Source organism: Chitinophaga sp. OAE865 (assembly GCF_040546735.1).
GTDB classification, from domain to species: Bacteria; Bacteroidota; Bacteroidia; order Chitinophagales; family Chitinophagaceae; genus Chitinophaga; species Chitinophaga polysaccharea_A.
The window spans coordinates 290,010-314,892 of record NZ_JBEPOF010000001.1 but is presented as its reverse complement, the minus strand read 5'-3'; the positions used below and the strand labels follow the sequence as shown (position 1 = coordinate 314,892).

Below are 24,883 nucleotides of genomic sequence, written 5' to 3'. Positions count from 1 at the left end.
GCCTTTTGTTTTTATAACAGGAATTTAGTTCGCTTTGGCGTCAGACGCGTCGGCTTTAGTTCCTTTTTTGCCTGGTTCATCTTTGGCATCTTTAAACTCACGAATGCCGCTACCCAAACCACGCATCAGCTCAGGTATCTTCTTACCACCAAACAATAACAATACTACCAATGCTATCAGCAGTAATTCTTTGATACCTATTTCCTGCAAAAACAAAAGCGGGATATTCAGAAAAGATGTTGTCATTATAACAGATTTTATTGTGTGCTTTTATATACGGTATATGCAAACATAAAGTTAGCACGAAATACCAGTTTTTTTGTTTTTTAGGGAGATATTTAAAAATTTTAATATAATTTGTTTAAAGACAATTATTTACAGATTAGAATTTATCACTTTTATCTCTCCGTTCTCTACTCTCAGATGCGAAATATGGCCATAATCCACGGAAATGTCGAACGCATCCACGAGCGGAGTATCGGTCACATGCGCCACTATACAGCGGATCACCCCGCCATGTGTAACCAGCACCGTATCCTTTCCCGTAGCAGTGATCTCTTCCAGTACGGCTATACTGCGGTTATACAGTTCCTCATAGCTTTCCCCGCCGGGAATATGCTCAAACACTACATTGTCTGCCCATTTGCTCAGGGCATTTTTGCTGATGCTTTCCCAGGGTAGCATCTCCCAGCTACCAAAGTTCATTTCTTTTAACCGGTCGTCTTTGATATAGTTACTGAATAACGCAGCTGCAAGCTTTTCACAGCGTTGCAGCGGGCTGCTGTATACTTCCAGTGGCCCCGCCGGGATCAGGGGCTTTATACGGGCTGCCTCGGTATCAAAACTGTCAGCTACATCCACATCGGATGCGCCATAACAAATACCACTTTCTATAGCCGGTGTGGTATGCCGGATCAGATATATTTCCATGTAAGAATACAAAAGCATAAATAAATAACAGTTTCCGATACCTGCTGCACGGCCCCCAGGCAATCGCCGGTATAGCCGCCTATCCACTTCTGCATAAGCCGCACCATATACCAGCGGGCAAGAACCAGGGCCGGAATGGTAAGCAACAGGGTGTAATTCTGCAGGTAAATCATGGCTGCAATAAAAGGAATAAAGCCCCAGAGAGCGGCTATCCACAGGTCGGGCAGGGAAATGCCCCGGGCAATAGGTTTGGCCTTGCTGTCGTCGTTCTCACGCACATATTTATGGGTATAGATCACTGTTACGGCTACAAAGCGGCTCAGTGGTTGCGCACTTATAATGGCCAGCATCACTTTGTACAGCGATAGTTCCCGGAGCGACAGGTATTTAAGGGTCATGATCAGCAGCAGTCCCAGCATCCCGTAAGTGCCTATGCGGCTGTCTTTCATGATCTCCAGGATCTTTTCTTTGCTCCACCCGCCGCCAAAACCATCGCACATATCTGCAAACCCGTCTTCATGAAAAGCGCCGGTGATCCAAACGCCTGCAATGATCGCCAGTAATATGCTCACCACGGGAGGAGCGATGTTGCCAAGTATATACAACACGCCCGCCATAATAATACCTGTTATCCATCCTATCAGGGGAAGGTAGCGGGTAGCCTGACTGAGCATTTCCGGGGACCATGGGATACTAACGGGAACGTGTATGCGCGTATAGAACATGATAGCGGTTAGCAGTAGCTGCCACTGTTTTTTCATATCGTACGGTTTGATACCTGTGCACTGTTAAAACTGGCCATTTCTTCCAAAAAGGCTACAGCACTCCGGATCAGGGGAATGGCCAGTGCGGCGCCTGTACCTTCTCCCAAACGCATATCCATTTGTAATAAAGGTGATACTTCAAGATGTTGCAGCATCGCCTTATGCCCGTTTTCTTCAGAGCAATGAGCAAAAATGCAATAGTCTTTTACGTTGGGTTGCATTTGTACGGCTGCCAGTAAGGCGGCGGTTACAATAAAACCATCTATCACCACCAGCATATTAAGGGCTGCGGCCTGTTGAATGGCGCCACAGATCATGGCAATTTCAAAGCCGCCAAATGTGGCGAGGGCCTGCTCCGGCGAAGCGGGAGTTGCATGTTTTGCCATCACCTGCTGGAGTATGGCCTTCTTTTGTGTTAGCTGCTGTGTATTGCTGCCGGTGCCTGCACCGGTGCATTCAGCTACAGGTATGCCGGTAAAATGACTCATCAGCAACGATGCCGCGGAGGTATTGCCTATGCCCATTTCCCCGAAGCCTACTACATTACAGCCTTTCCCCGAAAGCAATTTCACTTCTTCGGCGCCCGCCTGCATGGCCAGTTTGCACTGATCCAGCTGCATGGCCGGCATATGCAGGAAGTTTTGCGTGCCCATGCCCATCTTGCGGTCTTTCAGCTGCGGATGCGGTGCAAACACATGATTTACCCCGGCATCCACCACGGTGAGATCCAGCTGGTGCTGCCTGCAAAACACATTGATGGCAGCGCCGCCGTTCAGGAAGTTGTATACCATCTGAGCGGTAACAGCCTGCGGAAAAGGATTTACCTGTCCGTCGGCTGCAATGCCGTGATCTCCTGCAAATACGATGATAGCGGGATTCTTTATAGACGGGCTCAGTGTATTTTGTACCAGGCCCGCCTGCAGGGCAATACCTTCCAGTTTTCCCAGCGAACCGGGCGGCTTGGTCTTTTGATCTATTTTATCCTGTAGTGCGGCTTTTAGTTTGGCAGACACTGGTGGTATGCGGATATCATTCATCATGAGGGATTTTTTACACTTCTTTTTTAATTACAACCGGGATGCCAGACACCATTAGTGTAACGGTGCCGGATATACGTGCTGTATATTGATTCACCCAGCCCTGTAAGTCGGTAAACTTTCGGGCAGCTTCTGTTTCGGCATGAACGCCCATCCCGATCTCGTTGGTTACAATAATAAAAGTGCCTGCTTTCTGGTGAATGGCGTGTATTTCCGCCTGGATGGCCTGCAGCGTATTACCGGTATGATAATCGTGTGCAGTAAAAAAGTTGGTAAGCCAGAGGGTGATGCAGTCGATCACTACGGTGTGCCCGTCCAGCGGAAGGCGGCTTACATACAGCTCTTCTTCATAGTTCACCCACGCCGGGCCTCTTTCCTCCTTATGCCGCTGTATGCGTTGTGCAAAATCATCATCCCACACCTTGGCAGTGGCCACATATATGGGATGAGCGCTTTGTGATAAGGCCAGCTCCTGTGCGTACCTGCTTTTACCCGAACGGGCGCCGCCTGTAATTAAATGAAGCATAGAAAAGCTTTTAGCCTGGTCCTGTGGCCGGCTTTGATCAAAGCCGGCCACAGGGAATGATTAGTTAAACAATGGCATGGCCGGGAAGAAGAAGCCCGTGAAGTTCACGCTTTTCTTCAGCCCGCCGCTGCTGGCATCATAGATGTACAGCGTATTGTTTTTATAGTTATCGCCGTAACCAGATTTCACATCTGTTACCACGATAGTATTGTTGCCAGGGTTATATCTCACACCTGCGCCATACATTTCACGTCCGGCCGGGATGGTTATAAATGGTGTATTCAGCGAATTGGAATTGCCAACTGCATATTTGTATACTTCTGTACCGCCGGCGCCCCATGGATTTGTTTTGCCGATGAATACTGCGTTTTCAGTGGTAGATGCGCTCAGCATACCTGCATTCCATGCGCCCCAGGATCCATATACCGGGAAGGGAACGGTTACGGTATCAATTTCCAGGTTGTTGGCATTAATGGCAAACAGCATGTTATCACGGGCTGCCCATACGGTGCCATCCGGTGTGCGGGTAAAGCCCACATCTGCAAGGCCTAATACCCTGGCCACGCTCAGATCGGTGTTGTTTAATGCCACAATACCCTGCGACTGTGACATTACCAGCACATAAGGGTCAGCTTTTATGATGCCACCCACCTGGCCGGTTACGCCGGCGAGTTTACTGCCTACAGCCAGCGTTTGCAGGTTAACGGGATATACGCCATCGGCGGTACCTATTAAGCCGGTGCCGTTGTTTATACCGCAAAAGGAATTACCTGCAGCAGGCAGCTGGTCAATACGACCGGTTTCTTTCATGGTACCCGGGTCGGCTACCACAAAGGCGCCCTGTTTGGATACCAGGTACATTTTATTGTTGTAAATAGCGCCGTAATCAGTAGTGTTGCCTAATGTTTTACCGGGATTGGTCCGCTGAAATACATCCTGGTAAACAGAATCTTCCCCGTTGCGGTAAAAATTCACATCACCGGGGCCATGACCGAACCAGCCTTCATTCACCAGGAAGAAGCCGTTCTCAAATTTGCCCAGTACTTTAATACGGTAAAAGAAAGTAGCCAGGGCATTGCCGGAAATTATTTTATAGGAGATGGTATAATCACCTTTTGCTGTTGCAGTAAAAGTATAGGTAGAATCGGTGCTTACCTGCACGCCGTTCACCAGCCAGAGGAAAGTAGGATCTTTCACTTCTGCCAGCTGGGGGCTCAGTACCCGGCTGTCGCCAATAAAGATGGTGTCATTACCGTTTTTCAACCCCGGGCTTACTATCTGTGGTATAATTACTTCTGCCTGGTTATCCTTAGAACAGGAGGCTAAACCTGCAATAGCGAATACTGCTGCAATAAAGGAAACCTGAAATTTGCGTGAAATGCTGCGCATGTGTCGTGATTTATTTTCGTATGTCTTGTTTTCGTATGGGTATTACAGTTAAACTGTAGCCAGGGTGCTAATACAGAAATGCTATGCAGAAGAAGGAAAAATATGAAATCCCCTATAATAATTTAGAGATTTAGAGTCAGACAAATGTGTTCATCTGCCTGAGCCCCAAATCTCTAAAAAACAAATGTAAAAATACTATTGTGCAAAACGCAGTCTGCGTTTAACCAGTTCAAAGCTGCCAAAGAAAATGCTGCAGTAAACAATATTACCTACCAGCACATACCACATATATGGAATCGCCTGGATATAGCAGCTGGCTAATCCTGCCGCATCTTTAGTATACGGTAAACCGGTGAGCATGTTGGTGGAACCGCTGATCCATACGCCGAAGTTAGACACCAGGAAGTGCAGGAGCGCCGCGCCTGCAGAACCCATCAGGACGTTGGCCACACTCGCTTTTTTGATTAAAAGCTGTCCCAGTAATACGATCAGTACAAAGCTGGCGTAATTCCATACCCAGCCCCTGTACAGTAAGCCTTCCGCAAATTGTTTATGAAAAACCTGCATCAGGATAATGTCGCTAACAAAGAGCGTTAATAAAGGAAAAGCGTATGATTTCCATTTCTGTGAAAAAGAAGCGCCGCCAAATAAAGCCATAGCGCCTACCGGGGTAAACATGGCGATTGGTTGCATAGTAGCATCAGATCCCAACACAACACGTATTACACCTGCTGCCAGGATAAAAAGCAGCAATACACCAAATCGTGGATTAAGATTCTTTAAAGACATTATGTTGATTTTAATGTTTACAAATTAACTACGATACCGGTATTAAAATTAAACCGGCGTGAATTATATCCGGAAATATCAAAATACTGATAATCCGTAATATTTCTGAAACCGGCGAAAATTTTAAGCAAGTTACCAAATTTATATTCACCATATAAATCCACGGTATAATAATCCCCCATCGGGTTAGCTCCCTCAAAACGCTTATCGATGTATTTAGCGGTGGCCGATACGTACAGCGCCCGGGTGGCCTGGTAGCCTAAAGTGGCGTTCACGGCGTTCTTAGGCACCCTGTACAGGTTGTAGTAGGAAGAGTCCTTACCATTCTGGTTCACGGTAACCCGGCCATCCACATACGTGTAATTGGCTGTTAACTGGAGTTTTTTTGTAATGCTCCAGGTAACTTCCGCTTCAGCGCCATAAGCCTTTTGTTTGTTGGCATTGCGGTACTGGCTGAAAAAGGTGACAGGATCAAAATAGAAGATCACCAGGTCGCGGGTATTGCGGGCAAAACCGGTTACCCGGAAATCCACCTTTCCCTTGGCCACATTGGCCTGGTAGCCGGCCTCATAGCTGGTAGTGGTTTCCGGCTTCAGATCCCGGTTGCCATACCCATTTGCATAGAGCTGGTACAGGGTTGGAACCGTATAGGCGGAAGAAATATTGATAAATACCTTATGATTTGGATTGATCAGGTAAGAAGGATTAAAGGAGAAGGTTTGGTTATTACCATACAGGCTATGGTGATTGAACCGGCCGCCAACTTCCAGGTTAAAGCCATTCATGTTACGCAGCAGGAATGAGGCATACAGGCTGATCTGGCTGGTATGCGAGGTGTCGGGCGATAACATGGTGGTCACTATTCCCGGGGTATAGGTGCTTTCCAGGAAATCTTTCTGATCAGTGGCCGAGCGGGAATAGGCGGCGCCTCCGATCAGCCTGATGCGGCTGCTCAGATCCAGGTTCACATAACTTTCCAGCTGATGGATGTTGGAGGTGAACAGGGAGCTGTCGTACCGTGCGTAAGCGCCCACACCCACATAACCGGAGTCGTTCAGTATTTCCCGGTTGGTGTGCTGGTAGCTGTACAACACGTGCCAGGACCCGTTTTTAAACCGGTATTCGCTGTTGAAGCCGTTGAGCAGGTATTTGGACTTACCGGTATAATCCGTTTCATCTTTGTAGCCACCCTCATCCAGGTCGTGATGGTAATCGCTGAAATTGAAAAGGTAGCCGAAATTCCAGCGTTTCCCGGCAGTAAGCCCCAGTTTGGCAAAAACATTATGCTGCCGGAAACCGTCTTTATCAAACCCTGCTTTGCGGGTGGAGTCGTAGGCATCTGAGAAACCCCTGGTGTTTTCATGTTTGTAGCTTACCAGGTAGGAGAACCGGTTAATATTACCATGCACATTTACGTTACCCTGGAAATCGTGGTAGCTGCCATAGCTGGCGGTGGCGCCTGCGCCAAATTTTTTATCACCTGTTTTACGGGTAATGATGTTGATCACTCCTGCTACAGCGTTGGAGCCATAGAGGGTCGACTGGCTGCCACGGAGTATTTCAATCCGTTCTACCTGGTCGGGGGTAATGAAGTTGAGATCGAAAGTGTTATTGATCTGGGACGCATCGCTTACGGGGAGGCCATCTACCAGGATAAGGGTATTGCCGTTGGAGGCCCCGCGCATGTACACATTGGATACAGTGCCGGGGTTGTTTTCAGCGCCGTTGATGATCAGGCCGGTTTGCTGGTTCAGGATACCGGCAATGCTCCTGCCGCTGTTACGCTGCAGGTATTCATGTGAAAGGATAGTGACTACCTTGCCGGTTTCCCCGGCCTTCTGGGGGCCTTTGGCGGCTGTAACGGTGATTTCGTTCAGCTGGCTGATACGGCTGGTATCCTGTGCGGCAGCAGCAGTATACAGTGCAGCAAACAGGAAAAGGGACGTGTAAAGTTTTAATTGCATCCGCGATGTTGGTTAGCGATTTATAAAATAAAAAAATGCAGCGGGGACAAAGGTTTAGGTTACTTTATCGCCACTGCATTTTCTGAGGCAAACTGCCGGAAGCAGGTTGCTTATCCCGGCATCCGGGAAATATATTTATCCATTTCTTTGATCTGGCTTACAATCTGCGCAGTGGTGGGCTTCTGAGCTTTCGCCCTGCGGAAATATTCTTTGGCCGATTTAAAATCGCGGCGGCTCATGGCAATAGACGCCAGGGTTAACAGGGCCGCAGCCGAGTTTTCCTTGTCCGGCAGGCCTTTGCGCATCGCTATTTTCAGGTTCTGATCAGCCGTTTTCAGGTCATTTTTCTGATAGGCGATCGTACCCAGCTGAAAATACTGCATACCCTCGTATTCCTTCATAGGGCTGCCCGAGTTAATGCTCTGGCGTATAGTGGATTCAGCTTTATCGAGATCGTTGGAGTACATGGCCATGTTGCTTTGCATAAAGTAGTATACAGAGCGGATAGGTTTGTACAGCAGTTTAGGGAACTTTACCTGGTTCATCAGGGCGGTAGCCCTTTCAATATCGCCGGCTTCCACGGCTTCCTGAACTATCCTCATCGGGCCAAACATCACATGCGTTACCAAACACACTACTGCCAGTACCAGTACAATGGTGGCTTCCCACCAGCCAACCGTAAGGCCCAGCGCAATACCGCCTATCAGTAACAGGATACCGATCGGAAGGCGATATAGAATAAAAAAATTAAATGCTTTCATGAAAAAACAGTTCGTAAATCACTAATGAGGGAGCAAAGATAAATAAAAAAAACACCTCATGGGTTTTCATTTCCGGCGTTTTCCGTTTGCCATGGCAATAGCTCCTAATATGATGGCTACACCCAGTATCTGGAGGGATGATACGGGTTCGTGCAGGAAAATAGTAGCAGCCAGCATGGCTACCGGCAGCTCGGCAGCGCTGAGGATAGCGCCCAGCGACACACCGGTTTGAGGCATTCCCTTTGAAAAAAGGAAAGGCGGCAGCACGGTACCAAAAAGGGCGAGGGGAATGCCCCATATCCACAGGCTGGTGCCGGTAAAGCGGCCGTTATAGAGGTATACCGGCGGGAAAATGAGACTGATGAGCACAAATGCACCGGTAACAATCCAGGCGCTCTTCAGCACCGGCCCCAATGAAGCGGCTGCGCGGCCGCTTATCACAATGAACACGGTATAGCACATAGCCGCCAGCAGGCCAAAGCCAATGCCCTTCCAGTTCAGGGCGCTGTGGCCATGGTTAAATAAGCCTCCCGCCAGCAGGGTACCGCCAAGAATGAAAAATACAGCCACCCATTGTAAGGCCGAGGGCCGCTTTTTATAGATGATCCATTCTGCCAGCATGCTCATCCAGGTGAACTGCATCAGTAGTATAATAGCAATACTGGCAGGAATATATTGTACGCTCTGGTAATAAGTGATGCTTACCAGGCCGGTGGAACTGCCCAGGATAAAGCAGGTACGGACAGCCTTGTTGCCGGGTCCCACTGTTCTTTTACCGGAAAGCGCATGGATGATCCATAGCGCCACCATCCCGAAACCCGCCTGTACACTGCATAATTCGCCTAATGTATATCCCTGCTGATAACCCGATTTAACGATCGTTGATAAAATTCCAAAGCTGCATGCGCCAAGTAGCACAAGCAGTATGCCTTTCCACATAACCATTGTTTTAGTGTGCGAATGTATGCGAATTTAGCGGAGGCCACCGCCTCCGCTAAACGCTGCTATTTCTTTTTCTCCAGGTTGGGCAGGAACCCGGTAAGGAGTCCTATTAACGGAAGATAAGCACAAACCTGGTATACATAGGCAATACTGGTGGCATCTGCCAGGCGGCCCAGCAGTGCAGAACCCACACCGGCCATACCAAAGGCCAGCCCGAAGAATAAGCCGGCAATCATGCCTACTTTACCCGGCACCAGTTCCTGTGCGTAAACAAGGATGGCGGAAAATGCAGAGGAGAGTATAACGCCAATGAATACACTAAGCACAGCTGTCCAGAACAGGGTGGCATGCGGCAGCAGCAGGGAGAACGGCGCTACGCCCAGGATGGAGATCCAGATCACATATTTACGCCCGATACGGTCGCCCACAGGGCCGCCAATGAAAGTACCCGCCGCTACTGCAAACAGGAAAATGAACAGGTACACCTGCGATGCCTGCGTGGAAATATGGAAACGGTCCATCAGGTAAAAGGTATAGTAGCTGGTCATACTGGCCATGTAGAAATATTTGGAGAAGATCAGCACCAGCAGGATGCCCAGCGAAAATATGATCTTGGAGTTGGACAGCTTCGGCCTGTCGGGCCCCAGCGCCGCCTTTTTCGGTTTAATGCGGTGTGTATTGGAAAGATACCATTTGCTGATGTTCAGCATTACCACGATAGCCAGCAAAGCGGCCACGGAAAACCAGATCACATGGAACTGCCCGAAAGGAACAATCACCATGGCTGCCAGCAGTGGTCCCAGGGAACTGCCGGCATTACCGCCTACCTGGAACAGCGATTGCGCCATACCATGTTTTCCGCCGGAAGCCATATGTGCCAGCCGCGATGCCTCGGGATGAAATACGGCGGAACCAACGCCTACCAATCCTACGGATACCAATACCATAGGGAAGTTGTGCGACAACGACAAACATACCAGCCCTATCAGCGTGAAGGTCATGCCGATAGCCAGCGAATAAGGTTGCGGTTTTTTATCGGTATACAGGCCTACCAGTGGTTGCAGCAGTGAGGCAGACATCTGGAATGTAAGGGTAATTAACCCTACCTGTGTGAAATTTAATTTAAGCGAATCTTTGAGCACAGGATACATGGCAGGAATGAGCGATTGCATCGTGTCGTTCAGGAAGTGGGTAAAACTTAACGCCAATAGGATAGACAGCACCGTGTTTTGAGCTGCCTGTTGGGCGGCTGTTTTATGCTGTTCTGATAATGTTGTTTCCATTTCTGTTCTTTTAAGATCAGATCATCTGATGTTTAAGGATAAAAAAAATTATTTGTTCTGGTCACTGATTTTTGTTGCCCAAACCAGCGCCTTCTTGGGATCTTTATCAATAACACTTTGCAGCAGTGCATCATGATAATGCTGTGTGCGCACAAAACTGTCTGTATTGGCAAAACGCTGCAGGAAAGATTTTTTCAGGTGCTCCGCCACAGTTCTGTACAGGTCGCGCATGATTTCATTTTTACCTGCTTCCGCCAGCGCGTTGTGGAAATTAATGTCCGCCTGGATACAGGGTTCCAGCTGGTTATTGGACGCGTATTCAAATCGCTTTTTCAGAAAGCCCTTCATCTTCTCAATATCCTTACTGCTGCGGTGAATAGCAGCCTTCTCCGCAATTTTTACTTCCAGCAGGAAACGCACTTCATTCAGGTCTTCAAAATCGGCCCGCTGCAACCGCTGCGATAATGCTTCACCGGAGCCGGATTGCGACAGCACAAAAGTGCCCAACCCCTGTTGCACCCGCACCAGCCCGCGATGGGCCAGTATTTTCACTGCCTCCCGGATACTGGACCGGCCTACGCTAAATTGCAGCATCAATTCCGGCTCTGTGGGCAATTGCTGGCCCACCGCATACTTACCGGATCTGATCAGCTCCTGGAGGCGGTCTGCCACCTCTTCTGCCAGGCTGAGTCGTTTTAAAGGAGAACTGTTTGTATTCATCATATCATCTGATGTTTGCAAAGGTAATGGAACTTTTTACTTTTTTATACTTTTTTTCCCATATACTTTCATACGCCCGCAATGCACTCATGATGCACTTCCAATGCTTAGTGCATGCACTTACCCCGATTTACGGCTGCGAAATCCGGCAATAGGCGGCAAAACCAATCCGCCGGTTTTGCCGCCTATTGCCCGGATGGTAATTTAGTGGCAGACTTTATAAAAGGTTTATATCATTGATTGTAAATCCTGTACCTGGTTTACAACAAGGTTCTTTCTTTTTTCACTCATCATTTTCTGCTTTGCAGACTGTGTCAATAAGTTTATTTTGGCCGGATCAGGTATCAATATCAACATCAACCGCTATGAGAAAATTAATACTGTCGCTATCCTTATTCATCACTTTTCAGGCCCAGGCACAGGATGCGCTGAAATACCAGGTCCCTCCGAAAAGTATCATGGAACTGGCTATGGCAGCTCCTTCGCCGTCAACCGACTTTAGCAGTAAGGGAGATGTAATGCTGATCATGGAGCGAACCAGTTACCCTTCTATTGAAGAGTTGTCGCAGCCGGAATACCGGCTGGCAGGAGCCCGCATCAACCCGGCCAACTTTGGCCCCAGCCGCGCTGCCTATATCACTGCCATCCGCATCAAAAACATCAAAGGCAACAATGAATACGCAGTTACCGGCCTGCCTGCCAATGCACGCATCAGCAACATCAGCTGGTCGCCCTCACAAAAAAGCATCGCTTTTACCATTACAGACAACAGCCGCATCACCCTGTGGAAAGCAGATATTGCCACCGGTGCAGCCACACAGCAAAGCACGCGCGCATTGAATGATATAGCAGGACCTGCGTTTACCTGGATCGATGATAACCGTATCCTGGTATTGGCGGTACCTGCCTCCATTGGTAAAGCGCCCGAAAAACCACTGGCGCCGGAAGGGCCAACCGTACAGCAAACCTCCGGTAAAGCCGCTCCTGCAGCTACTTACCAGGACATGCTGAAAAATCCTTACGACGAGCAGCTGTTTGATTATTACTTCCGGTCCGAACCGGTGATCATCGGCGAAGGCAGCGAACAGGTGATCGGCAAACCCGCAGTGTATGTAACCGCCTCCCCATCGCCGGATAATCAATACCTGCTGATGGAAAGCCTGCACCGCCCGTATTCCTACCTGGTGGGCTCAAGCCGTTTTCCTACAGAAGTGGAAGTGTGGAAAATGAATGGAGAGCTGGTAAAGAAACTGGCCAGCAACCCGCTGGATGAAGTGCGCCCGAAAGGATTTGATGCTACCAGCAACTATCCCCGACACTTCGCCTGGCGTAATGATGCACCGGCCACTATCTGGTGGGTACAGGCCCTGGATGGAGGCGATCCTAAAAAGGAAGTGCCTTTCCGTGATGTGATCAATACCCTGCCGGCGCCATTCACCGCTGCGCCACAGGAGCTGGTGAGAACAGTGAACCGCTTTGCGGGCATCAGCTGGGCAAACGATCAGCTGGCACTGGTATACGACGCCAACAATACCCAACAGAAAATAAAGGTGAGCCGTATTAACCCGGCTAATCCTTCACAGGCGCCGGTTATACTGATAGACCGCTCCGAAAATGACCGCTACAACGATCCCGGATCACCGGTAACCATCAGGAACCAGTACAACAGGTCTGTATTATATGTGTCGCCTTCACAGGAATTACTGATGACGGCCCCCGGTGCTTCTCCTGAAGGAGACCGGCCTTTCCTGTCTTCTTTTAATTTAAACAACGGCAAACAAAAGATCCTCTGGCGCTCATCAGCGCCTTACTATGAGCAGGTGGCCGACGTGATTGATCCGGCCAAACTTGTAGTGGTAATTGCACGGGAATCAGTATCATCTCCCGTAAACTACTACCTGCAAAATCTTAAAAAGAAATCATCCGTGGCGCTTACTGCCTTTCCCCATCCGCAGCCGCAGCTGAAAGGTGTGCAGAAACAACTGCTGAAATACAAACGGAAAGATGGTGTGGACCTCACCGCTATGTTATACCTGCCGGAAGGATATGACCCTGCCAAAGATGGCCGCCTGCCGGTATTGATGTGGGCATACCCCCGGGAATACAAGTCTGCCAGCGATGCCGCACAGGTGCGTGGCTCCGCCTACCGGTTCACCCGCGTGAACTATGGCTCGCCCGTATTCTGGGTAACCCGCGGCTTTGCAGTAATGGACGCCACCGAAATGCCTATTGTAGGTGAAGGAGATAAAGAGCCCAACGATACTTTTATTGACCAGCTGGTAATGAATGCGGAAGCGGCGGTGAACAAGATCACAGAAATGGGTATTGGCGATAAAGACCGTATCGCAGTGGGAGGGCATTCCTATGGCGCATTTATGACGGCTAACCTGCTGGCACATACGAACCTGTTTAAGGCAGGCATCTCCCGCAGCGGCGCCTATAACCGCACTTTAACGCCTTTCGGCTTCCAGAACGAGCAACGCACCTACTGGCAGGCGCCGGAAGTATACTATAAAATGTCGCCCTTCTCTTACGCCGATAAGCTGAAAACGCCCATACTCCTGATCCACGGGGAAGCGGATAATAATTCCGGTACATTCCCGGTGCAAAGCGAAAGATTATACAATGCCCTTAAAGGAAACGGCGGCACCGCACGCCTGGTATTCCTGCCCCAGGAAAGCCATGGCTACGCCGCCAGGGAAAGCATCCTGCATATGTTGTGGGAAATGGACGAATGGCTGATGAAATATGTGAAACAATAGTAAGCGCCGTAATTTTTGTGATGATCCGGCCCGGATCATCACAAAAATTATCGTAATAAGTAAAAAGTACCATTAAACCCCCTAATACCACAACCCCCCTTCTTACTTCCTTTGTACCTTTGTTGCATCATGTCAAAGGCGCTCATTCCAACATACGATATCTGTTCCCTGGCTATGGGTAAGCCGGCATCTGAAGATATACTGGTAGCAAGGTTCTCTGAATACCTGGCAGCTCACCGGGATATACATTTCCCACACAGGCATTCGTTTTATCACCTGGCGTTTTTTACTGCCGGAGGCGGAAGTCATACTATCGATTTTGAAAAGTTTCCCGTTAAACCGGGACAGTTATACTTTATGATACCCGGGCAGGTACACAGCTGGTTTTTTTCCGGCGGGATAGAAGGTTACGTGATGAATGTATCTGCAGGGTTCTTTAATGCTTTTCTGCAGGACGCAGACTACGTGGAACGGTTTCCTTTTTTCAGCGGGGTTAGCGCGGAAGGAGTGGTGCAGCTGCCTAAAGCAGCGATGCCGGTGGTTACTGCACAGTTTGAGGCAATGTTGAAAGAAATAAAAGGAGAACAGCCATATAGCCAGGATATGCTGCGGCTGCACGTACTGGGAATGTTTATTGAGGTTAGCCGTGCCAGCAGGCAGGGCGCGGCAAAGCAGGAGCCGCCTCACAACTATGTATTGCTGCGCAACTTCCGCAAACTGGTAGAACAGCATTATATGCAGTTGCGGTTGCCAAAAGAATATGCTTCCCTGCTGTATGTAACACCCAATTATCTCAATGCTTTTTGCCGGCATATGCTGGGAAAATCGGCAGGGGAAATTATCCGCGACAGGGTACTGCTGGAAGCCAAACGGCTGTTGATCAATGCAGATATGAGTATAGCTACTATTGCCTACCAGCTCAATTTTGCCGACAATTCTTACTTCACCAAGTTTTTTAAAAAATACGCAGGAACAACGCCGGAGGAATTCCGGAAGCATATCTCCTGATAAAAATTCATTTTATGTGTGCAGATAAAAATAATGTAAAACCCGGCCTGCTGAAAAGCCTGCTGGGGAATAAGTGCGCCCGTTGCAGAAGGGGATCTATCTATACTACAAAAAATCCCTACGACCTGAAAAACTGCCTGAAGATGCCCGATACATGCCCGGTATGCGGCCAGCCGGTGGAAGTAGAGGTAGGATTTTATTACGGCACCGGCTATGTCAGCTATGCGCTGTCGATAGCAGTATGTGTGGCCAGCCTTATCGCCTGGTGGCTGTTCATAGGCTTTTCCATTTATGATAACCGCATCTTCTGGTGGCTGGGAGTGAATGCCCTGCTGCTGGTAATATTGCAACCCGTGCTGATGCGGTGGTCCCGTACCATCTGGATGGCCTTTTTTGTGTACTACGATGAGAACTGGCAACAAGGCCCGCCACAGGGCAGTGGCAGGTCAAATGCTACTTTTAAAAATGCTATATAGGGCGCTGAAAGAGAGGACTAAGCAACCAATAGAACGGAGATAGTAATTTACGGATCTATGGAGAGAACAAACGGACGACTTATCCGTTATTATCTTTCTGTAGGTCCGTTTTTTTGTTATTGCAAAGCAGTTACCGGATCTCCTTAAATAAGTATCGCTACGGGGTTTAACAATAATTAACAGTACTTAACACGGGGTGGGTGTTGATGTCCGGATCGCATACAGTCGCGGATTACGGCAAAAAAAATAACCCTTGCAGGGGAACGGAGCAAGAAGAGCAGGAGGTATCGCTGATGTTGGAAGATGAATAATTGAGTATATTGTATCAGCATTTGGCCCCTTATTCCAGTTGTAGCCTTTACTAACATCAATGATTATACGATGATGTTTTTCAGACAGCCCGGAAGATTAGTAATCCTTTTCATTTTTTTGTTGTCAGTGAGGTCCCGGCTAAACGCCCAGGACAGCACCCTGCAGGATCTTCCCGCACAATGGACGCTGCAGCAGTGCTTCGACTATGCGCTGAAAAATAATATCCAGCTGAACAGCCTGCGCCTGAGCAGGATGAGCAGCGAACAGGATTTGCTGCTATCGCGTGCGGCAAAGCTGCCTAATCTTACCGGTACCATTTCCCAGGATCTTAACGGTGGAAAATCAACTACTGCCGCAGGCAGTTCGTCATACCGGGTGAATACCACAGGCAATTACGGTGTTAACTCAAATGTCATCCTTTTCCAGGGCGGGTATCTTAATAATGATATTAAACAAAAGAATCTGCTTACGCAGATAGCCGGCCTGAACATTGCCTCGCAGATCAATGATATCACGGTGCTGATTACGCAGGCTTACCTGAACATTTTACTGGCAAAGGAAAACATTGTGTACGTAAAGGATGTGGTAGCCACTTCCGAAGCGCAGGTAAAACAGGGGCAACAGCAATATGATGTGGGCAGCATGGCCCTCATAGGATTGGTGCAGCTACAGGCGCAGCTGGCCAACGACCGCTACACGCTGGTGAATGCTGAAAACCAGCACCGCCAGAACAAGCTGGTACTGAAACAACTGTTGCAGCTGCCCAGCAGTTACAATTTCGAGATCCAGGAACCGGATACATTGATCAGTAATGACAGGTTATATGCGTTGCAGGAAACGCAGGATTCCGCATTGGCCAACAGGCCGGAAATTAAGAGCAGCGAACTGGGCATAGAAGTGTCTAACCTCGACCTGGCAAAGGCGAAAGCCGGCTACCTGCCCACGCTTACCGCGGGAGGCTCGCTGGGATCCTCTTATGTTAGCGGAGGGGCAGGCAGCGCTTATTTCAAGCAAATGGATGATAATTTTTACCAGCAGATAGGAATCACTTTATCTGTTCCCATTTTCACCCGCCGGGTTGTAAAAACCAATGTGGAAAAAGCAAAAATAGAAGTAGATCAGTCGAAACTGGCGCTGAAGGATACAAAAACCAATCTTACCCAAACCATTGAACAGGCATATATCAATGTGCTCAATGCACAATCGCAGTACGATGCCGCGGTAGAACAGCTGAAATATTCGCAGGAAGGCTACAGGATCGCCAGCGAACAACTGAAAGTAGGGGCTGCCAATGTGGTGGTTTTTCTTCAGCAGAAGAATTTATATATACAGGCATTACAATCTTATATACAGGCAAAATACAATGCCGCCCTGAATATCAGGATATATGATTTTTACAGGGGCGCACCGGTAAAACTATAAATGTAAATGAGGTATGAGAAAAAATAAAGGTGTTATCATAACGGTGGTGATCGTACTGCTGCTGGTGGCGATCTGGTTTTTCTTCATCAGGAAGAAGAAAGAACCAGTCAGGTTTGATACCGCCAAACCGGAATACGGGCATATCGCCACTACTGTAACGGCCACCGGTACCATACAGCCGGTAGATACCGTTGCTGTTGGTACACAGGTGTCGGGCACTATCAAATACCTGTATGTGGATTTTAACACGAAGGTGAAGAAAGGACAATTGCTGGCGGAGCTGGACAAAGATCTTTTCCAGGCACAGGTAGATCAGCTGCGTGCCAATGTACAGGTGGCCCAAACCAACCTGGAGTACCAGAAGAACAATTTCCAGCGGCAGGAGCTGCTGTATAAAACAGGCGCCATCAGTAAGGCCGACTATGATATTGCCTCCAACCAGATAGGACAGGCCAAAGCAAACGTAGCCAGCGTAACGGCCCAGCTGAATTCAGCATTAAAGAACTTCTCCTTTACAGAAATACACTCCCCCATTGATGGAGTAGTGCTGAACAGGAATGTAAGCGTAGGACAAACAGTGGCCGCCAGTTTTAATACGCCTACCTTGTTTGTGATCGCAAAGGATATTACAAAGATGCAGGTAGAAGCCAGTGTGGATGAAGCGGATATAGGCAACGTAAAAGATTCACTTCGTGTAACCTTCACCGTTGATGCTTACCTGGAAGATGTGTTTTCAGGCCGCGTCCAGGAAATCAGGCTGCAGCCATCTGTTTCTTCCAACGTGGTTACCTATAACACCATTATCAACGCGCCTAATGATAATATGAAACTGAAGCCGGGCATGACGGCCAACGTTACCATTTATACGGCAGAAAAAGATACAGCTTTGCTGCTGCCGGTGAAAGCGCTGAAATTTATTCCTGATTCCGTGCAGCTCAAAGATTATGTGATACAAAGCGCCGTGAGAAGAAACCGTGGTACTACTGCCCAAACAAAGGATACAACCGGTGGCAGGTTCAAAAGTACCGCCCGCATAGGCTCTTCCAATTACGTTTGGCTGCTGCGGGGCGATACACTGGTGCAAAGGCATATCAGAACAGGGCTGAATGATAATACCCATATTGAAGTACTCTCAGGGCTAAACGAAAATGATGTGGTAATAACTGGTGTCAGCGCGGGTGGCGCCGTGGCCGGCGCAACCGGCAACAGCAGTCCGTTTTTACCAAAAATGGGAGGGCGAAGACGATGAGCAACAACAAAATATTAGAACTGCAGCAAATCAAGCGTGAATTTGTGATGGGTACTGAAATAGTACGTGCACTGAAAGGCGTGTCTTTTGATGTATTTGCGGGCGAGTTTGTGACCATTATGGGAAGCAGCGGTTCGGGGAAAACCACCCTGCTCAATATTCTTGGTTGTCTTGATAAACCTACTTCCGGTAGTTACCTGCTGGATGGAGTGAATGTAAGCAACCTGTCGAGGAATGAACTGGCCCGTTTGCGGAACCATAAAATAGGGTTTGTGTTCCAGGCGTATAACCTGTTGCCGCGAACATCAGCATTGGAAAATGTGGAGCTTCCGTTGTTTTACAACCCGGAGCTGTCTGTACAGGAAAGGCGAAGCAGGGCTATGGATGCCTTGCAGGCAGTGAAGCTGGCCGAAAGGGAAGATCATACCCCCAGCCAGCTTTCGGGCGGGCAGCAGCAAAGGGTAGCCATCGCAAGGGCGTTGGTAAACCAGCCGGTAATGATACTGGCAGATGAAGCCACCGGTAACCTGGATACCCGTACTTCTTACGAAATTATGGCCCTGATGCAGGATCTGAACCAGGAAGGAAAAACAATAGTGTTTGTTACGCACGAACCGGATATAGCCGCTTTCAGCAGCAGAACGGTGATGCTGCGCGACGGGAAAGTGGTGAAGGACAGTAAAAATGAGAACATACGGTCGGCAAAGGAAGCCCTGGCAGCATTGCCTCCGGCTGAAGACTACTAATTAACCGAAAGCATGAGTGCAGTCAATCTCATAATGATAGCGTTAAAAGCCTTGCAGCGCAATAAGTTGCGGGCATTCCTGACCATGCTGGGCATCATCATCGGTGTGGCCGCTGTTATTGCGATGGTAGCTATAGGGCAGGGATCCAAAGAAAGCATCCAGTCGCAGCTGAGCAGTATGGGGTCCAATATGATCACCATTTTGCCCAGCAGTAATGTGGCCGGTGGGGTAAGAATAGGAGGAGAGAGCTTTCAGTCGCTTACCATTGCAGATGTACTGGCCATACAAAAGAATGCGGAGTATGTGAGTGCGGTATCACCAGTGGCATCCACCAAAGGACAGGCCATTTACGGGGCATTGAACTGGCCCACTTCCCTGCAGGGAGTAGCGCCTTCCTACTTCGATATACGCAAGCTCACGATAAATGAAGGGATCAGTTTTTCGGATGCTGATGTGGCCACTGCTGCCAAGGTATGCGTATTGGGGCAAACCGTGATCAATAACCTGTTCCCAAGCGGGGAAAGCCCGGTAGGAAAAGTGATCCGGCTGGGGTCCATCCCGTTGCAGGTAATTGGAACACTGGCGCCAAAAGGACAAAGCTCTTTCGGGCAGGACCAGGACGATATTATTCTCACGCCCTATACCACGGTACAGAAGCGTATCCTGGCTACTATTTATTTCCAGAGCATTTATGCTTCGGCCATAAGCGAAGGCGCTTCGGAACAGGCCACCAATGAAATTACCGACATCCTCAGAACAACGCATCGGCTGCGGCCCTCCGATGAAAATAATTTCCAGGTGAGAACCATGGAAGAGCTGATAAAAACACTGAGCTCAACCACCAGTCTGCTTACCATCCTGTTAACAGCAATTGCAGGTATTTCGCTGGTGATTGGCGGTATCGGTATCATGAATATCATGTATGTTTCTGTTACAGAGCGTACCAGGGAGATAGGATTGCGCATGTCTATCGGCGCCAGGGGCATCGACATTTTACTGCAGTTCCTGGTGGAAGCTATTATCATCAGCGTTACCGGCGGCCTGATAGGAGTGGTATTGGGAATTACGTCTGCCAAAGTAATTACCCTTACCCTGGGATGGCCTACGTTGGTGTCTGAATCCTCTATTGTGCTCTCTTTTGTGGTATGTGCCTTTACAGGGGTGTTTTTTGGCTATTATCCTGCACAGTCGGCTTCCAGGCTGGACCCTATTGAAGCATTACGTTACGAGTAGTTTTTTAAGCGTTGCAATCGCAGGGTGTGGCAATGCCTTCACTGATCCATTTTATAAAGGCGCTTTCCTTTTCAAATTGCGGCAGGTTGAGTTGCCGGCCGGTAATATCTTCCAGTGAAAATCCATCGGCATGGGTTTCCACAGCCTGTCGGGTGGCTATTTCCTGTTCGGTGCTATAATGGCCCAGGAGCTTTTTGAGCTCAAAAACTGCACTGTCGGAGGTATCGTTGGCATGGATCACAGCTACTATAAATTCATATTCGCCGAATTGCTGCAGTGTCGCAATGGTTTTGCTATTAACCTTATAGCAGGTGCCTGGCTTCAGTTGCATAAGGGGAAGTTTTAAGATTACAGGCAACAAAAAGCCGGTAGGTTTCCCTGGCCGGCTTATTTTATGGCAGTGTAGATCTAGTCTTTCTTTTTATCATGTATCTGCGATTTCTTCAGATATATCTTCTTGCCTTTCTCATCTACAATATATTTCCTGTCTTTTTTATCGATGTAAACGGTTTCTCCGCTTGGTCCTTCCTTGCCTTTATAAATTTTATCCGTAATGGCGGAGGCCCCTTTAACGGCAATAGATGCTGTTTTATGCCCTACTTTTTTGGCGGTACTGTCTATTCCCTGCGCAAAAGTGTGTTGGCCCGCCAGTGTTAATACTACACCAACCGCTGCAGCTATCAGAAATTTTGGAGTTTTTCATGTTTATGTTTTTTTAATTTTTAAAAAAAGATTGCCTTATGCTCTTTGTTATTCAACAATAATGCCATTTGATTTGTTTATTGAAATACAGTTTCTTACAAATGTTCTTTTTACCGTATTACCAGGTACATACCGGGAATTTTCCCCATACGGGATCATTTTATTTTCGTATATTCATGTACGGTAAACCCTCTGCCTGTGAAGTAGTTCGATTGGTCTGTATCTATCTGTTCCTACACCTCACGGGGAGAATAAAAGTAACGCGTAGCCATAATACAACCGGTAGTTGATTTCTCCTTATTAACAAATGCTGAAAAAAATTAACTGTTATCCGTAACAGCAGGGGGAAGTATTTGTAAATAAAAAACACCTTCCAGGCTGCCCGTTGCCCGGAAGGTGTTGCCCGTGATAATTGTTTGATCAGTTGCCCCAGAAAGTATTTTCCTGCAGGATATCTTCCGCATATATTTTTGCCGCCACAATTTTTCCGTCTTCTACCGTATATACGTCTACGTTATCTGTATGCAGTTCCGCACCTGGCCTGGATGCTTTCCAGGTAAGTACAACAGATGCCTGGTTACCATTTACAGCAATGGTTTTTATAGCCTGGAGCGACATGGTATTTTGTGATACTTCAAACATGCCGCCTACCATCTGGAATACTTCCCCGCTTGATTTTTTGATACCGGAGAAGCGGTTATTGCCCGGTTGTTCCCAGGTTACTTCAGGGTGCAACAAGGCGCCCAGTTTTTCAAGGTTCACCTGCTGTACGGCATTTACAAAATCTGTTACTACCTGTAATGTTTGTTGTTCCATTTTTATAATTTTTTATTGTTGATGAATTGATAATGCAAAGCTATTACCCGGCTGTCCTTAATCATTTATCTTTACCCGACAAATACTTACCATTTTACGACACTGTGATTTTTGTAATCTGCATAGCCAATACCTTTGTTATATGAAACAGCTGGTATTAAGTATTATCGCGTATGCTGTGCAACGTGATGTAGATGCGGCACAGCTTTGTAAGCTGTCAGGCATCGACCTGGCGGCGTTAAAAAAAAATCATGCAGCGCCTGTTACCGCGCAGCAGCTGCAGGACCTGTGGTTGAATGCGGGCAGGCTAACCAACGATCCCTTATTCGGATTGCATTTCGGTGAATCATTGCAACCTGCCGCCCTGGGTGTAGTGGGTGAAATTATCAGGAGCAGCGCCACCGTAGGGGAAGCGCTCACACATGCTGCCGCCTTAACGCACCTGGTTACAGACCAGTGCAGGATGGAAGTAACCCGTACTTCCAGGAACTTTACAGTACGGCTGCTGCCGGTAGTGGATTACGGAGCGGCACCGCCCTACGCTTTCCGGCAACTGATCGATCTTTTATTGATGATGGTGATCCATGAGCTGGATGGTTTGCTGCTGGAGAAAATTGTGCCGCAGGCAGCACGACTGGCCTATACCGTTCCTGATCCGGCAGAATATGAGCGTGTTTTTCGTTGCAGGCCGTCGAAACGGGCAGGAGAGTATATGCTGGTATTTGACAGCAGGTATTGGGACGAGCCGTTGTTAACGGCCAACTACGAGCTTCAGAACCTTTTACTGCAAAAAGTAAGCAGCCTGCCAAAAGCACAGGGGCAGCCGCAAACCCTGCAGAACAGGATCTATAATTACCTGTTGGCCAACTCTTATCTTGGCGTATCGTCGCTGGACAATATGGCGGCTAATTTCAATATGAGCCCGCGCAGTTTACAGCGGAAACTGAAAGAAGAAGGCGTAAAGTATCAGGATATTGCAGATGCGGTGCGGCACTCACTGGCGGTGTATTATATTTCTTCCGGTAATTACCCTTTGAAAGATATTTCCTGGATGCTTGGTTATAATGAGCTAAGTGCGTTTACGAGGGCTTTCAAGCGGTGGACAGGCAGTTCACCGGTACAGTATCATCAATCGTTGTAGTTCAGGAACGTGTCTTTATGTACGATTCCCCATTTCTTCACAAAAATATATTCTCCTTTTTCCAGGGCGCTGAGATAGTCCTGCAGCCATTCTTCAAACGAACCGGCTATAACAGCGCGATGGCTGTCGTCGTGCCAGAATGTGATGATTTGCCCTTGTTTTCCTTCCGGTGCGGGGTCCAGGTCAATACACAGGTGATTGCCAAAGCCATCGCCGGTAAAAGGGATCCACAGCGGGTTCCACCAATCGTTTTTAATGCCGGTATCCGGTGTGGAAAGTATGGGCTCATCATGATAGTTGAAAGTGCCGGCATCCAGCAGGTCTTTCCAGTGATGCCATTGTGTAATGATATCTTCCACGCTCAGCAGCTGATCTGCATCTACCAGGCCGGCCCTGGCTTTCTGCTGGCCGTTGTGAACAGCATAAAATGCTTTGAATGAAGCCGGCATAGCAGCTCCTATGAGTTTTTCCAGGGATTCCACCGCTTCAAAAGTAACACCGGGATGAAGGATATTAAGCAGCCGGGGGGCGTTCCGCTGCATCCATTCTTCCCATCTGAGCCAATATTGCTGCATATGGTATGGGTTTTAACGACTATAAAGATGTGAAATTTAATCAATAAATTTATTCATTCCTGCTGCATGTTTTTTATAAGCTAATTATCAATAATTTTGTAGCTCTTGTAAATACGTACAACATCATTAAAAGTAAATAACTCCTTTATGGCACAGCTACCTAAATTTCTCATTGCAGACGACCCTGTAACAGATCCGGAAAATGAATATATTTTTCATACCGAAAAACCCCGCTTCTTTGCCAAACGGGTAGAAGAAGATGAAGAAACTGCCTACATCGATATCATTCATGAAATCGACAATGTAGAAGAATTTTATAAGAACGCTCCGGAAAAAAAACAGGAACTGCTGGAACAGCTGGAAGACTGGTACTACTCTTACATGGAGTGGCTGGAAGACGATGGTGAAGAAGAAGAGGACGAAGAATAGTGACGAAAAAAATTATTGTAAAAAGCGCCTGCACATTGTGGGCGCTTTTTTTTAGTTATGCTGCAGCTGCAACTCTTTCCGGAAGGCGGAAGGGTTTACGCCTCTATATTTTTTAAACATCCTGTTCAGGTGGCTCTCATCTGTAAATCCCAGTTCATCCGCAATTTCCCCCACCCGCATACTGCTGTATTGCAGTCTTGTTTCCACCAGCTTCAGTTTATACTGGGTAATATACTGCTGCAGGCTGTCGCCGTTGTTACGTTTAAAATATTCGCTCAGGTAAGTAGGTGAAATGTTAAAGTGGGCCGCAATCTGTTCCGCACGCAGTTTTTCCGGTGTGTAAATATTTTCGTGTATGTAATGCAGTATATTCATGGAAGCATCCTGTTTGGCCGGATGCTTAGGCTGTTCCGGCATTTGCAGCAGTATATTCCTCGCAATCACCATGATCATGGTATTTACAATCTGCTGGGCCATTTCCCGGTGATAAGGCTGCTGGTTTACCAGTTCACGGATCAGCGCTTCTACCAATGCTTTTACCAGTGGTTTATCATTTTTGTTTTTTAAGATACAACCCGGCATATGGTTATTGTTCTGGAAAATGAATTCCAGTTGTTGTATCCAGTCTTTATGCTGATTTTGAAGATAGATGTTATTAAACCGGATGAAGAAGAACTTGGTGGATTCCTGTACATCAAACGAGTGGCAGTCCTGCGGCATTACCAGGAACAGTTTCCCGGGGCTGTAGGGCAGCTGGTTCTTGTTCACACACTGCATGCCAGTGCCTTCCACTATATATACAAGCTCAAAAAAGTTGTGTTTATGCGGATCTATCGGGCACTCTGTGCATTCCCGGTATTCAATCTCAAAAGGCTGATATAAATTCTCCTGTAGCATACCTGCAAAA

25 protein-coding genes are annotated in these 24,883 nt (G+C 47.9%); 9 read left to right on the top strand and 16 right to left on the bottom strand.

Annotated features, from left to right (window positions below; translation table 11 throughout):
• Positions 1–24: 24 nt before the first annotated feature.
• The 12 genes from tatA to ABIE50_RS01250 all read right to left on the bottom strand — a co-directional run bounded on the left by tatA (position 25) and on the right by ABIE50_RS01250 (position 11,108).
• Complete coding sequence (tatA, locus tag ABIE50_RS01305; RefSeq protein WP_142684874.1) at positions 25–246, bottom strand: twin-arginine translocase TatA/TatE family subunit; 222 nt, start codon at positions 244–246, stop codon at positions 25–27.
• A gap of 129 nt (positions 247–375) precedes the next feature.
• Positions 376–930: an alpha-ribazole phosphatase gene (gene cobC / locus ABIE50_RS01300; protein WP_209856712.1), complete on the bottom strand. Its 555-nt coding sequence runs from the start codon at positions 928–930 to the stop codon at positions 376–378.
• Positions 915–1,691, bottom strand: a complete 777-nt coding sequence (locus ABIE50_RS01295; protein ID WP_209856714.1) for an adenosylcobinamide-GDP ribazoletransferase — start codon at positions 1,689–1,691, stop codon at positions 915–917. Before ABIE50_RS01295 ends, cobC begins: the two co-directional genes overlap by 16 nt.
• Positions 1,688–2,734: a nicotinate-nucleotide--dimethylbenzimidazole phosphoribosyltransferase gene (cobT, locus tag ABIE50_RS01290; protein WP_354027835.1), complete on the bottom strand. Its 1,047-nt coding sequence runs from the start codon at positions 2,732–2,734 to the stop codon at positions 1,688–1,690. Before cobT ends, ABIE50_RS01295 begins: the two co-directional genes overlap by 4 nt.
• 10 nt (positions 2,735–2,744) lie before the next feature.
• Positions 2,745–3,257 carry a bifunctional adenosylcobinamide kinase/adenosylcobinamide-phosphate guanylyltransferase gene (locus tag ABIE50_RS01285; RefSeq protein WP_142684877.1) on the bottom strand — a complete coding sequence of 171 codons (513 nt, stop codon included), beginning with the start codon at positions 3,255–3,257 and terminating at the stop codon, positions 2,745–2,747.
• Between the two features lie 60 nt (positions 3,258–3,317).
• The gene (locus ABIE50_RS01280) at positions 3,318–4,646 is read right to left on the bottom strand and encodes a DUF5074 domain-containing protein (protein WP_209856716.1); all 1,329 of its coding nucleotides are present in this window, start codon (positions 4,644–4,646) and stop codon (positions 3,318–3,320) included.
• A gap of 195 nt (positions 4,647–4,841) precedes the next feature.
• A complete protein-coding gene (locus tag ABIE50_RS01275; protein WP_209856718.1) occupies positions 4,842–5,435 on the bottom strand; it encodes a DUF6580 family putative transport protein in 594 nt (197 codons plus the stop codon).
• Positions 5,436–5,452: 17 nt separating this feature from the next.
• Positions 5,453–7,399, bottom strand: coding sequence for a TonB-dependent receptor plug domain-containing protein (locus ABIE50_RS01270; protein ID WP_209856720.1), 1,947 nt, complete (start codon positions 7,397–7,399; stop codon positions 5,453–5,455).
• 110 nt (positions 7,400–7,509) lie between these two features.
• Positions 7,510–8,160 carry a tetratricopeptide repeat protein gene (locus ABIE50_RS01265; protein WP_142684881.1) on the bottom strand — a complete coding sequence of 217 codons (651 nt, stop codon included), beginning with the start codon at positions 8,158–8,160 and terminating at the stop codon, positions 7,510–7,512.
• 66 nt (positions 8,161–8,226) lie between these two features.
• Positions 8,227–9,099 (bottom strand): EamA family transporter, encoded by an 873-nt coding sequence (locus ABIE50_RS01260; protein WP_209856722.1) that lies wholly within the window; start codon positions 9,097–9,099, stop codon positions 8,227–8,229.
• A gap of 65 nt (positions 9,100–9,164) precedes the next feature.
• Positions 9,165–10,385, bottom strand: a complete 1,221-nt coding sequence (locus ABIE50_RS01255) for an MFS transporter (protein WP_209856724.1) — start codon at positions 10,383–10,385, stop codon at positions 9,165–9,167.
• Between the two features lie 48 nt (positions 10,386–10,433).
• Positions 10,434–11,108 carry a FadR/GntR family transcriptional regulator gene (locus ABIE50_RS01250; RefSeq protein ID WP_260607398.1) on the bottom strand — a complete coding sequence of 225 codons (675 nt, stop codon included), beginning with the start codon at positions 11,106–11,108 and terminating at the stop codon, positions 10,434–10,436.
• Between the two features lie 362 nt (positions 11,109–11,470).
• Here ABIE50_RS01250 and ABIE50_RS01245 point away from each other — a divergent pair, with 362 nt between their 5' ends.
• From ABIE50_RS01245 to ABIE50_RS01215, 7 genes are all read left to right on the top strand, one after another.
• Positions 11,471–13,867, top strand: coding sequence for a S9 family peptidase (locus tag ABIE50_RS01245; RefSeq protein WP_209856726.1), 2,397 nt, complete (start codon positions 11,471–11,473; stop codon positions 13,865–13,867).
• Positions 13,868–13,996: 129 nt separating this feature from the next.
• Positions 13,997–14,875, top strand: a complete 879-nt coding sequence (locus ABIE50_RS01240) for a helix-turn-helix transcriptional regulator (protein ID WP_209856728.1) — start codon at positions 13,997–13,999, stop codon at positions 14,873–14,875.
• A 14-nt stretch (positions 14,876–14,889) separates the two neighbouring features.
• The gene (locus ABIE50_RS01235) at positions 14,890–15,351 is read left to right on the top strand and encodes a DUF983 domain-containing protein (RefSeq protein ID WP_209856731.1); all 462 of its coding nucleotides are present in this window, start codon (positions 14,890–14,892) and stop codon (positions 15,349–15,351) included.
• A 438-nt stretch (positions 15,352–15,789) separates the two neighbouring features.
• Positions 15,790–17,085 carry a TolC family protein gene (locus tag ABIE50_RS01230; RefSeq protein ID WP_354028279.1) on the top strand — a complete coding sequence of 432 codons (1,296 nt, stop codon included), beginning with the start codon at positions 15,790–15,792 and terminating at the stop codon, positions 17,083–17,085.
• Between the two features lie 13 nt (positions 17,086–17,098).
• On the top strand, positions 17,099–18,334 hold the full coding sequence (locus ABIE50_RS01225; RefSeq protein WP_142684888.1) for an efflux RND transporter periplasmic adaptor subunit: 1,236 nt from the start codon (positions 17,099–17,101) through the stop codon (positions 18,332–18,334).
• Entirely contained in the window at positions 18,331–19,080 is a 750-nt protein-coding gene (locus tag ABIE50_RS01220; RefSeq protein ID WP_142684889.1) for an ABC transporter ATP-binding protein, read from the top strand. The genes ABIE50_RS01225 and ABIE50_RS01220 overlap by 4 nt, the downstream gene beginning before the upstream one ends.
• A 12-nt stretch (positions 19,081–19,092) precedes the next feature.
• Positions 19,093–20,313: an ABC transporter permease gene (locus ABIE50_RS01215; protein WP_209856733.1), complete on the top strand. Its 1,221-nt coding sequence runs from the start codon at positions 19,093–19,095 to the stop codon at positions 20,311–20,313.
• 4 nt (positions 20,314–20,317) lie between these two features.
• Here ABIE50_RS01215 and ABIE50_RS01210 read toward each other — a convergent pair whose 3' ends face one another.
• Together ABIE50_RS01210 and ABIE50_RS01205 are read right to left on the bottom strand one after the other, a co-directional pair.
• Complete coding sequence (locus ABIE50_RS01210; RefSeq protein WP_209856735.1) at positions 20,318–20,644, bottom strand: hypothetical protein; 327 nt, start codon at positions 20,642–20,644, stop codon at positions 20,318–20,320.
• Between the two features lie 791 nt (positions 20,645–21,435).
• Positions 21,436–21,831: a nuclear transport factor 2 family protein gene (locus tag ABIE50_RS01205; RefSeq protein WP_142684893.1), complete on the bottom strand. Its 396-nt coding sequence runs from the start codon at positions 21,829–21,831 to the stop codon at positions 21,436–21,438.
• Between the two features lie 142 nt (positions 21,832–21,973).
• Between ABIE50_RS01205 and ABIE50_RS01200 the strand changes: the two genes are divergently transcribed.
• A complete protein-coding gene (locus tag ABIE50_RS01200) occupies positions 21,974–22,972 on the top strand; it encodes an AraC family transcriptional regulator (RefSeq protein WP_209856737.1) in 999 nt (332 codons plus the stop codon).
• Here ABIE50_RS01200 and ABIE50_RS01195 read toward each other — a convergent pair.
• Positions 22,960–23,547: an SMI1/KNR4 family protein gene (locus ABIE50_RS01195; protein WP_209856739.1), complete on the bottom strand. Its 588-nt coding sequence runs from the start codon at positions 23,545–23,547 to the stop codon at positions 22,960–22,962. The two genes, ABIE50_RS01200 and ABIE50_RS01195, sit on opposite strands and share 13 nt — an antisense overlap.
• Before the next feature lie 147 nt (positions 23,548–23,694).
• On the opposite strand from ABIE50_RS01195, the gene ABIE50_RS01190 reads away from it, so the two are divergent.
• A complete protein-coding gene (locus ABIE50_RS01190) occupies positions 23,695–23,976 on the top strand; it encodes a hypothetical protein (protein WP_142684896.1) in 282 nt (93 codons plus the stop codon).
• A gap of 51 nt (positions 23,977–24,027) precedes the next feature.
• On the opposite strand, the gene ABIE50_RS01185 is transcribed toward ABIE50_RS01190, so the two are convergent.
• On the bottom strand, positions 24,028–24,873 hold the full coding sequence (locus tag ABIE50_RS01185) for an AraC family transcriptional regulator (protein ID WP_209856741.1): 846 nt from the start codon (positions 24,871–24,873) through the stop codon (positions 24,028–24,030).
• Positions 24,874–24,883 lie beyond the last annotated feature (10 nt).